Genomic DNA, 12494 nt, shown 5'->3' with positions numbered 1-12494 from the left:
CGACGCGGGAGGCAATCTGGCCGGATCTATCCCCTTTTGGCCGCTGCGCCTCTCGTCGCGGGGCGCCGGGCTGGCAAGAATCTGGAGAGAGCCCGCCGCCCGGAGTCGCCATGCGCATCCATCACAGTCCCGATCACGCCCTGCACCACGGCCGCTGCGAATTGATCGATGGCCAGTTGCAACCCTGTTTCGAAAAGCCCCAGCGCGTCGAATTCATCCTCGCCGAGTGTCACCGTCGGCAGCTCGGCGAGGTGGTGCCGCCCAGGGACTTCGGTCGGGCGCCGCTGGCACGCATCCACAGCACAACCTATCTCGACTTTCTCGCCGGCGCCTGGGACGAATGGGCCGCCCGCGGCGAGACCGTGGACCTGCTGCCCTATACCTGGCCGGCGCGCACCCTGCGCCAGGTACTGCCGCCCACCAGCTTGCACGGGCGCCTGGGTTACTACAGCTTCGACGGCGGCGCGCCCATCACCGCCGGTACCTGGCAGGCCGCCTACAGCGCTGCCCAGGTGGCCTTGAGTGCCGGTGCCGAGGTTGCCGCGGGCGCACGCAGCGCCTTCGCCCTCTGCCGTCCGCCGGGCCACCACGCCGCCGCCGATGTCATGGGTGGCTACTGCTATCTGAACAACGCGGCCATCGCCGCCCAGGCCGCCCTCGACGGCGGCGCCCGGCGGGTGGCCATCCTCGATGTCGACTACCATCACGGCAACGGCACCCAGGACATCTTCTATGCGCGCGACGATGTGCTGTTCCTCTCGCTGCACGGCGATCCGGGTTTCGAATTCCCCTTCTTCCTCGGCTATGCCGATGAGACCGGTAGCGGGGCGGGCGAGGGCTTCAACCTCAATCTGCCGCTGCCCGCCGGCAGCGCCTGGGATAGCTGGAGCGCAGCCCTGGAGCTAGCGCTGGCGCGCGTGCAGGACTATGCCCCGGACCTGCTGCTGGTCTCCTTGGGCGTGGATACCTTCAAGGCCGATCCCATTTCCCAGTTCAAGCTGGAGAGCGACGACTACCTGCGCCTGGGCGAACGCCTGGCGCGACTCGGCCTGCCGACCCTGTTCGTCATGGAAGGCGGTTACGCCGTGGCGGAGATCGGCATCAACACGGTGAACGTCCTGGCCGCCTTCGACGGCGCCTGACCCCTATCGCGAGGAATCCGACCATGCACAGCCTCCTGCGTCCGCTCGCCGCCCTGCTCGGTGGCGCCCTGCTCGCCACCGCCGTCCAGGCCGCCGATCCCGGCGAATTGCGGGTCTACAACTGGGCCGACTACATCCTGCCCGAGACGCCCAAGGACTTCGCCAAGCAGACCGGCATCCGCGTCACCTGGGACACCTTCGACAGCAACGAGTCGCTGGAGGCCAAGCTGCTCACCGGGCGCTCCGGCTATGACCTGGTGATTCCCTCCAACCAGTTCCTGGAAACCCAGATCAAGGCCGGCGTGTTCCAGAAGCTGGACAAGAGCAAGCTGCCCAACTGGAGGAATCTCGATCCCGAGTTGCTCAAGCTGCTGGAGGTCAACGATCCGGGCAACCAGTACGGCGTGCCCTACATGTACGGCACCATCCTCATCGGCTTCAATCCGGCCAAGGTCAAGGCGGCGCTGGGTGCCGACGCACCAGTGGATAGCTGGGACCTGGTGTTCAAGCCGGAAAACATGGCCAAGCTCAAGAGTTGCGGCGTGGCCATGCTGGACTCGCCCTCGGACATCCTGCCGGTGGTCCTGCACTACCTGGGCCTGGACCCCAACAGCGCCAACGCCAAGGACTACGAAAAGGCCACGGCGCTGATGCTCAAGATTCGCCCCTACATGGCCTACTTCAATTCCACCAAGTACATGACCGACATCGCCAACGGCGACATCTGCGTGGCGGTGGGCTATTCGGGCAGCTTCTACCAGTTCGGCAATCGCGCCAAGGAAGCCGGCAACGGCGTGGTGGTGGACTGGCGCCTGCCACGCGAGGGCGCGCCCATCTGGTTCGACACCTGGGCCATTCCAGCCAGCGCCAAGAACGTCGACCAGGCCCATGCCTTCATCAATTACCTGCTCGAACCCAAGGTGATCGCCGGGATCAGCGACTACCTCGGTTATCCCAACGCCAACAAGCCGGGCATGCCGCTGGTGACCGCCGCCATCCGCGACAACCACGACCTGGTGCCCACCCCGGAGATGCTCAAGAAGCTCTATGTGGTGCAACCGCTGCCGCAGCCCATCGAGCGGGTACGGACCCGCGCCTGGAGTCGCATCAAGGCCGGTAATTGAAGGTCGAGTCCTCCACGACCATCCGAATGGTAGCCAATGGCTACCATTCGGCGGTTACATCCCCGCGTCCGGGAACCCTCTATCGCGCTAAGGGACTTATTGTGCTGAAGTGACCCATTGGATTTACCTGCCAGGTACGGCGTCATGTCCCTCAGTCTCGCCCTCACCCGAGCGCTGGCTCGGCCTTTCTGGGCCCTGCGCTTCGAACCGGTATTGGAACGGCATTACCAGCACGACATCGCCCGTTCGCGCCGGCGGCACCTGCGCATCAGCCTGACCGTGGCCATCCTCGCCTACGCCAGCTTCTCGATCTGGGACTGGATCCTGATGACCGATGCCTTCTGGCTCATCAGCCTGCTCAGCGCGCTGGTGGTGATCGGCGGCGGGCTGGTCTTGCTGGCGCTCGGGTTGATACCCGCCGAACATCCCGCGCGCGAGTGGCTGGGCATCCTGCCTTGTCTGCTGGCCTATCTCCCGCCACTGCTCGACGTCGAGGCCACCGATGTGGCCCATCGCGCCCTCTGGCTGGCGACCATGCCGTTGATGACCCTCTTCACCAACAGCTGCATCGCTCCGCCCGTGCGCCAGGCCGCGGTACACACCCTGTTCGCCCTGCTGGCCATCGGTCTGGCCACCCGGATGCACGCCCTGCCGGCCCTGGAGGCCTCGCTGGTCATGACCCTGGCGTTCGCCACCGCGAGCTTTACCCTACTCAACAACTTCTGGATGGAGCGCGCTCGCCGTCAGGGCTATCTGCTGATCCTGCGCGACCGGTTGCGCAACGAAGAGCTGACCGCCTCCAACCGCTTCCTGGCGCAGCAGTCCGCCACCGATCCCCTGACCGGAGTGGCCAATCGCCGGGCGCTGATGCAGGCCCTGGCCACCGGCCTGGCCCATCCTCCGCCCCGGCCGCTGCTCCTGCTGATGATCGACGTCGATCACTTCAAGGCCTTCAATGACCGCTACGGGCATCCGGCCGGCGATCGCTGCCTGCAACAGGTCGCCAGCGCCCTGGCCGACGAATTGCGGGCCGGCGATTGCCTGGCCCGCTACGGTGGCGAGGAATTCGCCATTCTCTGCACGCCTTCGCGCGAAGAGGATGCCGCCAAGCTGGCGCAGCGCCTGCTCGATGCCGTACGGCGCCTGGAGATCCCCCACCTCGGGCCCCAGGCCGGTCCGCGGGTGACTGTGAGCATTGGCGGCGCCTGTGCCCGTCCGGACCACGACTGTGCCGAGACCTTTATCGAAGCCGCCGATCGCCAGCTCTACTGGGCCAAGCAGGCCGGGCGCGACCGCGCTATCCTCGAAGACTGCGTTCGCTGCCACCCACCGATCGAGGAACCCCTCTAGCCCAGGCGATAAACTCGATCGACCAGGGCCACGCTGGCCAGGCGCTGGCGCAGATCGTCGTCCAGGCTGGGATCCTGCCAATCGTAGAGGCCGATGCGGGCATAGGCCCGCCCGCGTGGCGGTCGGGTGCCCAGGTACTCCCAGACCACCCGGGTGCAGGCCGGCTCGCGCCGGTCGGAGGCGCTGACGCCCAGTTTGAGTCCGTTGAGGCGATCGATGCGGTTGCGCGCGCTGGGCAGCAGCACCGTCTGCGACAGCTCGTTGCCGGTCAGGGATTCGTAGTCGGTAAAGAACAGCCGGCTTTCCAGGCTCATGGCCAGGCCCAGGTAGCGAAAACGTGCCTGACTCGTGATCTCGCCCCGGCGACGCAGACGCTCGAAGCGCACATAGCGGAAGACGCCCTCTTCCGCGAACAGCCAGACCAGCCCGCAGAGCACCACGCCTGGTGTGGACAGCGACGGGTAGTATTCGTGGTAGTAGCCCTGGTAGCGCGCCAGGCCTTCCTGACGCTCGCCGAACAGGGCCAGTGCCTGGCCTGCCCACCCCGCTTCCTGGCCGACCGGCGCCCCCAGGCGCGCCGCGAACTGCCGCTGCGGCAGCTGCAGATCGCCCACCGGCAGGCCAAAGAACGCCGCCAGCCGCTGCAGGTTGTAGGGCGACGGACGGCTCTGCCCGTTGAGGTAGCGATTGAACTGGGCGCGGTTGATGCCGACGGCGCGACAGACGGCGGCAATCGAGCGGTGGCGCTGGCAGAGCAGCTGCAAATTGGCGGAAAAGTCGCTCATGAATCCTGCCCGAGCTTGACAGACGGCCAGAAAACTAGCATCAAGTCGCGCCATTTTGAAGCGAGGCGCGGAATTGTCCACGCCGGTGGGATAGCCGAATCTAGGCGCCCGGTCCGACCTACTGCCCGTTCCACCCGGACCGACCCGCCCCAGAGCCTGTTGCCGTCGTCTCCCCACGACGGGAGCAGGCACCGGCGGGATATTCCACAATAATAGCCCCAAGGCTTGCGAGCCGGCCTTGGAGCATCACTAGCATGCTCGAGGATTCTTCATGCACTACCTAGAAATGCTCAACGACTTCCTGTCCGGCCACGTGCTCATCGTGCTGATCGTCGGCCTGGGCAGCTACTTCACCCTGCGCTCGCGGTTCGTGCAGTTTCGTCATTTCCCGCACATGTTCACCGTGTTCAAGGACTCCCTGCGCAACAGCGGTGACGGCCTGAGCTCCTTCCAGGCGCTGATGCTCAGCCTGGCCGGTCGCGTGGGTGCCGGCAACATCGCCGGCGTGGGCCTGGCCGTGACCCTGGGCGGCCCTGGCGCGGTGTTCTGGATGTGGGTGACCGCCCTGGTCGGCATGGCCAGCAGTTTCTTCGAGTGCACCCTCGCGCAGGTCTACAAGCGCGCCGATGGCGACGGCCTCTACGTCGGCGGCCCGGCGTACTACATCCAGCACGGCCTCAACAAGCGCTGGATGGCGCTGGCCTTCTCGGCCCTGCTGCTGGTGACCTACGGCTTCGCCTTCGTCGGCCTGCAGTCCTTTACCGTGACCCATTCGCTGGAAAACGCCTTCGGCCTGCCGGTGCAGTACACCGGGATCGCCCTCGCCATCCTGCTGGGCCTGGTGTTCATCGGTGGCATCAAGCGCATCGCCGCGGTCTCCGACATCCTGGTGCCGGTCAAGACCCTGGCCTACATCGCCGTCACCCTCTATGTGATCGTCACCCAGATCGACCTGGTACCCGGCACCCTGCTGACCATCGTCAAGAGCGCCTTCGGCCTGGAACCGGCCTTCGCCGGCCTGCTGGGCGCCGCCATCACCATGGGCGTCAAGCGTGGCGTCTTCGCCAACGAAGCCGGCCTGGGCGCAGCGCCCAACGTCGCTGCCGTGGCCGCGGTCAAGCATCCGGCCGCCCAGGGCGTGGTGCAGGCCTTCAGCGTCTTCCTCGACACCTTCGTCATCTGCACCTGCACCGCGCTGCTGATCCTGCTGTCGGGCTTCTACACCCCGGGCTTCGACGGCGACGGCATCGTCCTGACCCAGAACTCCCTGGCCGCGGTGGTCGGTGACTGGGGTCGCATCTTCATCAGCGTCGCCCTGTCGCTGTTCGTCTTCACCTGCATCCTCTACAACATCTACCTGGGCGAGAACGGCCTGCGCTACCTGCTCGGCCGCGGCAAGGCCGTGCTGCTCGGCTATCGCGGCCTGGTGCTGGTGCTGATCTGCTGGGGTTCCATGCAGAATCTGACCACGGTGTTCGCCTTCGCCGACATCACCATGACCTGCCTGGCCTTCGTCAACCTGATCGCCCTGGCCCTGCTGATCAAGGTCGGCATGCGCGTGCTCAACGACTACGACGCCCAGCGCCGTGCCGGGGTCGACCAGCCGGTGTTCGACGCCGACCAGTTCCGCGACCTGGACTTGGATCGCCAGGCCTGGCCGGCGCTGGAGCGTCTGGAAGAGACCGTCGCCGAAGCCCGCGCCGCCCAGCCGCGCCAGGCGCACTGACCGCCGCCACCGGGTCGTCCTGACCCGGACCGCGACCGCTTTCCTGCCCCCACCCTGTGTGGGGGCAGTCTTATCAGGAAGTCCCTCATGAACTCACCCTACCTGCACATCCTCTACACCGGCGGCACCATCGGCATGCAGGCGACCGCCGCCGGCCTGGCCCCGGCCGCCGGTTTCGAGGCGCGCATCCATGCCCTGCTGGCCAGCCGTCCGGAGCTGGGCAATCCGGCCTGGCGGCTGCAGGAGCTGCTGCCGCTGATCGACAGCGCCAACATGACCCCCGCCGCCTGGGAGCGCATGGCCCAGGCGATCATCGCGGCCGCTACGGACCCGGCCTGTCGCGGCGTGTTGGTGCTGCACGGCACCGACACCCTGGCCTACAGCGCCGCCGCCCTGGCCTTCCGCCTGCTGGGCCTGGCCATTCCGGTGCTGCTGACCGGCTCCATGCTGCCGGCCGGCGTGCCGGACAGCGATGCCGACGGCAACCTGGCAGACAGCTTCGCGGCCTTCTCGAGCGGACTGGCGCCGGGGGTCCAGGCGCAATTCCATGGCGAACGCCTGCCCGCGGCGCGCTGCACCAAGCAGGCCAGCAGCGGCTGGAAGGCCTTCGTGGAAAGCGCCCGGCCGCGCAGCGGTGACGCCCTCGTCGCCGCACCTGCCGCGCTGCGCTTCGACCAGCCGCGCCAGCCGGTGCGGGTGGCGGTGCTGCCCCTGTTTCCAGGTGTCGACGGCGCGGTCCTGCGCGGTCTGGCGGGCAGCGGCGTGCAGGGGTTGGTCCTGGAGTGCTACGGCAGCGGCACGGGGCCGGCGGATGACGCAGACTTTCTCGCCGCCCTCGCTGAACTACGCGACGCCGGGGTCCCCGTGGTCGCGCTGAGCCAGGGTGCCCGCGGTACGGTGGAATTGGGCACCTACGCCGCCGGCAGTGGCCTGGCCGACGCCGGAGTCATCTCCGGTCGCGGCATGACTCGCGAAGCCGCCCTGGGCAAACTGCACGCCCTGCTCGGCTGCGGCCTGGAGCGCGCGGCGGTGGCCGAGTGGATCGGGCGGAATCTGAGCGAGGAGTTGTGATCGTCGGCTGAATGGTGGCTGCTTCCTCACCCCGGCCCTCTCACAGGGGGAGAGGGGGCGTTTGGGTAGACACCGCAGCAAGGCAGTGACCCTGCCAAGCCAGGCGTGAGCCCTGCGCACGCTCCAATACCCAACAATCGGAGCATCCCCTCTCCCTCTGGGAGAGGGCCAAGGTGAGGGTGCGCTTGAAGCCCAACAGCCCCAAGCCCTTCGCGCCAAACTCCTCCTGAGCGCCCCCTCTCCCTCAGGGAGAGGGTCGGGGTGAGGGCCGCCCCAGACGTCCGCTCAGCCTCTTACAGCGCTTCGCGCCACAGGCTCACTGCCATCTCGGCCGAGGCGCCCGGCGCCACGGTCAGGACGTCGTCCATCACCCGCGCGGTCTCGATGCACAGCATGCCGGTCCAGGCGTCGTCGGCGAACTGGCTCAGGCGCGCGGCCTTGTCGATCCAGGGATTCCACAGCACCGCCGAATGGCTGTTGCGGGTCTCGACGAACAGTCGGCGCTGCCACTGGAGATCGCGGATCGCTAGGCGGGCCGGCAGACCGACATAGACCCGGTCGGTCTCGGCGGTAATGGTCGGCTCGCCGTTCTGCCGTTTGCGGGTCCAGCCGTCCAGGCAGTCGTAGTAGTCGGCATTGGCCAGGCCTTCGATACCCACCTCGCGCACGTCGCTCACGGCGAAATAGGTGTGCAGCGCCTGGCTCAGCACCAGCGGATGATCTTCCAGATTGCGCACGCTCAGGGTCAGTTCCAGGCGCTCGCCGACACTCAGACTCAGGGTCAGCTCGGTGGCATGGGGCCAGCCAGGAGTGGTCTCGGCGGAAGTGCGGTGGTGGAAGTCCAGGCGCACCCGGTCGGTGTCCACCTCGACGCCGCCGGCCTGCCAGGCCACCTGCCGCGCCAGGCCGTGGGCCGGAGCGTCCTCGGTGGTGGTGCACATGGCCTGGACCGCGGCCGGATTCTTCAACAGGTCGCCGAACCAGGGCCAGCAGACCGGGATACCGCCACGGATCGGGGTGCCGGGCTCGAACACGGCTTCCGGATTGCCCCAGACGATGTCCGGTTCGCCGTCGAAGCCGTAGCGCAGCACATGGGCGCCCTGGCAGGCCACCAGGGCTTCTGCCTGGCCGACGCGGATGCGCCAGACGGGCAATTGGCCCAGTTGGATCTGTTCGACGAGGGGGGCAGCGGACATGGGATGACTCCTGGAAAAGGGGAGAGACGACTGTAGTCCAGTCGAGGACGGGGCTCCAGCCAGCCATGGACAGCATCGGTGGGAAAATCTTCCAACGCTGGCCGCGTCTCACACCCAGGCGGCATCGCTCGGCTAGACTCCTGGCCTCCCCTCCTCAGGAATGGCTCCCGCATGTCGGCTTTCCCGCGTCTTTCCCTGCTGCTCGGCCTAAGCCTGGCCCTGCCGCTCCTGGCCAACGCGGCCGATCCCCTCGACGGCGAGGTCCACGCCGCCGCGCGTGCGGTGATGGCCGAGCAGGACATCCCCGGCCTGGCCGTGGGCGTCATGGCCACAGGGCTGCGCCGGCTCTACTACTTTGGCGTGGCCGACCGCCGCAGCGGCCAGGCGGTGGACGCCGCCACCCTGTTCGAGATCGGCTCCCTGAGCAAGACCTACACTGCCACCCTGGGTGGTTACGCAGCGGCGACCGGTCGCCTGCGGCTGGACGAAACGGCGCAGCAGGTTCGTCCAGCCCTGGCCGGTAGCGCCATCGGCCAGGCCAGCCTGCTGCAACTGGCCACCTACAGCGCTGGCGGGCTACCCCTGCAATTTCCCGACAGCGTCACCCACAACGACCAGGCCAACGCCTTCTACCGCGCCTTCCAACCGCCCTTCCCCGCTGGCAGCCGCCGCCTCTATTCCAATCCCAGCATCGGCCTGTTCGGCGCCCTGGCGGCCCAGCGTCTCGACGAACCCTTCGCGACGGCGCTACAGCGCCACGTGCTGAAGCCCCTGGGACTCAATCACACCTATCTGCAGGTACCGACGGCCGAGCGGGCCCACTACGCCTGGGGCCATGGCAAGAACGATCAGCCCCTGCGGGTCAATCCCGGCGTCTATGCCGAAGAGGCCTATGGCATTAAGACCACCGCGGGCGATCTGCTCGCCTTCGTCGAGGCGAATCTGCATCCTGGTCGGTTGCCGGCACCCCTGGCCAAGGCGATCGACGCCACCCAGCAGGGCTACTACCGCAGTGGTCCCCTGATTCAGGGCCTGGGCTGGGAGGCTTACCCCTATCCGCTGGCCAAGACCCAGCTGCTGGCCGGCAACACCCCGGCGATGGCCCTGGAGCCGCAACCGGTGGACTGGCAGCATCCGCCACTGACCGCGACAGGCGCCCGGCTGCTGAACAAGACCGGCTCCACCAACGGTTTCGGTGCCTATGCGCTGTATATCCCGGAGCGCCAGCTTGGTCTGGTGATCCTGGCCAACCGCAATTATCCGATCCCGGCGCGGATCGAGACGGCCTGGCGAATCTTGCAGAAGCTCGATAGTAGGGTGCATTGAGGTACCCAATCGCGGCCATGGGCCGCTTCTACAGAAGCATCACACCCTGTAGGAGCGGCCGCATCGGCGGACCGCCATGGCCGCGCTGATGCGAGCAGACAGCCTCGCAGGGTGGATGACGGCGCAGCCTCATCCACGAACCTATGCGTCAGACCCCGCCCGATTCCTCCCGCCCTTCCACCGGCACCTCGTGCTCGGTGGCGTAGCCGGCGTCGGCTGCCTCCAGCACGCCGTGGGCGATGCTGCAGAACAGCGAATTGACCCGGCGCATGTCGCTGAGCAGGCCCAGGTGCAGGGAGCTGGTCTCGAAGCTCTCCACCACCTGCTGGTGCAGCCGCTCGACGTGAGCATGGGCATAGCGCCGCTCCAGCAGGCGGAAGCGCTGCTTGAGCCGGCGCAGGCGGCGCGCCGCGTCCAGGTCGCCGGAGAGATAGACCGACAGGCACAGCTTGAGGCTGTCGACCAGCAGCCGGTGCAGGGCGGAGAGTTCGTCCACCCCGGATGCGGAGAAGGAACGGCGGGCAGCGATCTTCTTGCTGTCCACGTCGCTGGCCATGCGCTCGATCAGGTCGCCGGCCTGCTCCAGGTTGATCGCCAGTTCGATGGTCTCGGCCCAGCGCCGGCTGTCGCGCTCGTCTAGGTCGTCGCGCGGCATGCGCGCCAGATACAGCTTAATCGCCGTGTAGAGCGCGTCAACGTCGTCGTCGAGACGACGCACCTCGCGGGCCAGCTGCTTGTCGCCGGCGTTGATCAGCACCAGCAGGTGCTGCAGCATCTGCTCGATGACGTCGCCCATGCGCAGGAGCTCGCGGGAGGCATTGGTCAGCGCCAGGGCCGGAGTGTCCAGGGCGGCGGTGTCCAGGTGCCGCGGCCGCAGGATGGTCTCGGCGCTGTCCTTGGCCGGCAGCATGGCGGTGCAGAAGCGCGCCAGGGGCCCGGTCAGCGGCAGGAACAGCAGGCAGCGCACCAGGTTGTAGGCGACGTGGAAACCGATCACCACCTCGGCGTCGTTGAAATCATAGCCCTGCAGCCAGTCGGCCAGCAGGCCGATCCAGGGCAGCACCAGGATGCAGCCGGCAAGCTTGAACAGCAGACTGCCCACCGCTACCCGCCGTGCCTCCACGCCCTGCTTGGCCGCGCCCATCAGCGCCAGCACGCCACTGCCCAGGTTGGCGCCCACCACCAGGCACAGCGCGACCTTGAGCGAGATGACCCCGGAGCCGGCCAGGGTGGCGGTCAGCAGCACCGCCGCCAGGCTGGAATAGGAGACCATGGCGAAGACCGCGCCGGTCAGGGCGTCGAGCAACTGGTCACCGGTCAGCGAAGAGAACAGTACCTTGACCCCGGCCGCATGGGTCATGGGCGAGGCGGCTTCGACGATGAGTTGCAGCGCCAGGATGATCAGCCCCAGGCCGATGGCGACCCGACCGAGCTGGCCGGCGCGGGTCTGCTTGCGGCCGAGAAAGAACACCACGCCGAGAAAGATCAGCAGTGGCGACAACCAAGACAGATCGAAGGTCAACACCCGCGCCATCAGCGCGGTGCCCACGTCGGCGCCGAGCATGATGGCCAGCGCCGGAGTGAGCGGCACCAGGCCCTGGGCCACAAAGGAGGTCACCAACAACGCGGTGGCGTTGCTGCTCTGCACCAGGGCGGTGACGGCAATACCGGAGAGAAAGGCCAGCGGCATGCGCTGCATGCTGCGGCTGAGCACCCGGCGCAGGCTGGCGCCGTATACCCGCAGGATGCCGGTGCGCACGATATGGGTGCCCCACACCAGCAGGGCCACAGCGGATAGCAGATTGAGCAGTGTCAGCATCGTGGCGCCCTCCCGGCGCGTGTCCAAGAGCTCCTGGCGAGCTTGTCACAAAATCGTAACGACCGTTCTGCACAGACGCACGAGCCCGAAGGCAGGGCACCTTCGGGCTCGTGGGGACTTGCTGGATTAGGCGGCGGAGAGCCGGGTGGGTTCCACCGCCGCGATCAGATCTGCTCTTTGCGCAGCTTGACCGCTTCGCGGGCCTTGGCCTTGCCGCGCAGGCGGATGTTGATGGCCTCCACCGCCAGCGAGAAGGCCATGGCGAAGTAGACATAGCCCTTGGGCACATGGACTTCGAAGGCTTCGGCGATGAGCACGGTGCCGACTACGATCAGGAAGGACAGCGCCAGCATCTTCAGGCTCGGGTGCTTGTCGATGAAATTGCTGATAGCGCCGGCCGCCAGCATCATCACCAGCACCGCGACGATGATCGCCGCAACCATGACCGGCACGTGGCTGACCATGCCGACCGCGGTGATCACCGAGTCCAGGGAGAAGACGATATCGATGATGGCGATCTGGATGATGGTGCCGATGAAGCCGCTGCCCTTCTTCTGGGGCGCGTCTTCGTCCTGCTCTTCCTCGCCTTCCAGGCCGTGGTAGATCTCGGCGCTGCTCTTCCACAAGAGGAAAAGGCCGCCGAAGAAGAGGATGAGGTCACGGCCGGAGATGCCCTGGCCGAAGACGAAGAACAGGTCGGCGGTGAGGCGCATCACCCAGGTGATGGACAGCAGGAGCAGGATGCGGGTGACCATGGCCAGGGCCAGGCCAAAGAACCGGGTCCGCGCCTGCATGTGCTTGGGCATGCGGCTGACCAGGATGGAGATCATGATGATGTTGTCGATGCCGAGGACAATCTCCAGGGCCGTCAGGGTAAAGAAGGCGACCCAGATTTCCGGGTTGGTCAACCATTCCATTGCAAATCCTCTCGTAGCTAAGGCGCGTTCGGGCGCGC

At 67.0% G+C, this 12494-nt stretch carries 10 protein-coding genes; 6 read left to right on the top strand and 4 right to left on the bottom strand.

Features of this window, described 5'->3' with window-relative positions; translation table 11 throughout:
• Positions 1-110: 110 nt before the first annotated feature.
• The 3 genes from EC839_RS14140 (at position 111) to EC839_RS14130 (ending at position 3616) form a co-directional block, all read left to right on the top strand.
• Entirely contained in the window at positions 111-1142 is a 1032-nt protein-coding gene (locus EC839_RS14140; RefSeq protein ID WP_132832683.1) for a histone deacetylase family protein, read from the top strand.
• A 23-nt stretch (positions 1143-1165) separates the two neighbouring features.
• Complete coding sequence (locus tag EC839_RS14135; protein WP_132832682.1) at positions 1166-2266, top strand: polyamine ABC transporter substrate-binding protein; 1101 nt, start codon at positions 1166-1168, stop codon at positions 2264-2266.
• Between the two features lie 144 nt (positions 2267-2410).
• Complete coding sequence (locus tag EC839_RS14130) at positions 2411-3616, top strand: diguanylate cyclase (RefSeq protein WP_132832681.1); 1206 nt, start codon at positions 2411-2413, stop codon at positions 3614-3616.
• Here EC839_RS14130 and EC839_RS14125 read toward each other — a convergent pair.
• Positions 3613-4401: a helix-turn-helix transcriptional regulator gene (locus EC839_RS14125; protein ID WP_132832680.1), complete on the bottom strand. Its 789-nt coding sequence runs from the start codon at positions 4399-4401 to the stop codon at positions 3613-3615. The genes EC839_RS14130 and EC839_RS14125 overlap by 4 nt on opposite strands.
• Positions 4402-4672: 271 nt before the next feature.
• Here EC839_RS14125 and EC839_RS14120 point away from each other — a divergent pair, with 271 nt between their 5' ends.
• Both EC839_RS14120 and EC839_RS14115 read left to right on the top strand, forming a co-directional pair.
• Positions 4673-6127 carry a sodium:alanine symporter family protein gene (locus tag EC839_RS14120; protein WP_058790747.1) on the top strand — a complete coding sequence of 485 codons (1455 nt, stop codon included), beginning with the start codon at positions 4673-4675 and terminating at the stop codon, positions 6125-6127.
• A gap of 87 nt (positions 6128-6214) precedes the next feature.
• Positions 6215-7198: an asparaginase gene (locus EC839_RS14115; RefSeq protein ID WP_132832679.1), complete on the top strand. Its 984-nt coding sequence runs from the start codon at positions 6215-6217 to the stop codon at positions 7196-7198.
• A gap of 293 nt (positions 7199-7491) precedes the next feature.
• Here EC839_RS14115 and EC839_RS14110 read toward each other — a convergent pair whose 3' ends face one another.
• A complete protein-coding gene (locus EC839_RS14110) occupies positions 7492-8394 on the bottom strand; it encodes a D-hexose-6-phosphate mutarotase (protein WP_132832678.1) in 903 nt (300 codons plus the stop codon).
• A 171-nt stretch (positions 8395-8565) separates the two neighbouring features.
• Between EC839_RS14110 and ampC the strand changes: the two genes are divergently transcribed.
• Positions 8566-9720, top strand: coding sequence for a class C beta-lactamase (ampC, locus tag EC839_RS14105; RefSeq protein WP_132832677.1), 1155 nt, complete (start codon positions 8566-8568; stop codon positions 9718-9720).
• Positions 9721-9868: 148 nt separating this feature from the next.
• Here the strand turns inward: ampC and EC839_RS14100 are convergent, their stop codons facing one another.
• Both EC839_RS14100 and EC839_RS14095 read right to left on the bottom strand, forming a co-directional pair.
• Complete coding sequence (locus tag EC839_RS14100) at positions 9869-11539, bottom strand: Na/Pi cotransporter family protein (protein ID WP_132832676.1); 1671 nt, start codon at positions 11537-11539, stop codon at positions 9869-9871.
• A gap of 164 nt (positions 11540-11703) precedes the next feature.
• Positions 11704-12456, bottom strand: a complete 753-nt coding sequence (locus tag EC839_RS14095) for a TerC family protein (RefSeq protein WP_007160080.1) — start codon at positions 12454-12456, stop codon at positions 11704-11706.
• Between the last annotated feature and the right edge of the window lie 38 nt (positions 12457-12494).

The organism is Pseudomonas sp. JUb52, from assembly GCF_004341115.1.
Taxonomy (GTDB): Bacteria; Pseudomonadota; Gammaproteobacteria; order Pseudomonadales; family Pseudomonadaceae; genus Chryseomonas; species Chryseomonas oryzihabitans.
Note: the sequence above shows the minus strand (reverse complement) of the source record. Positions and strands in the feature narration are given on the sequence as shown.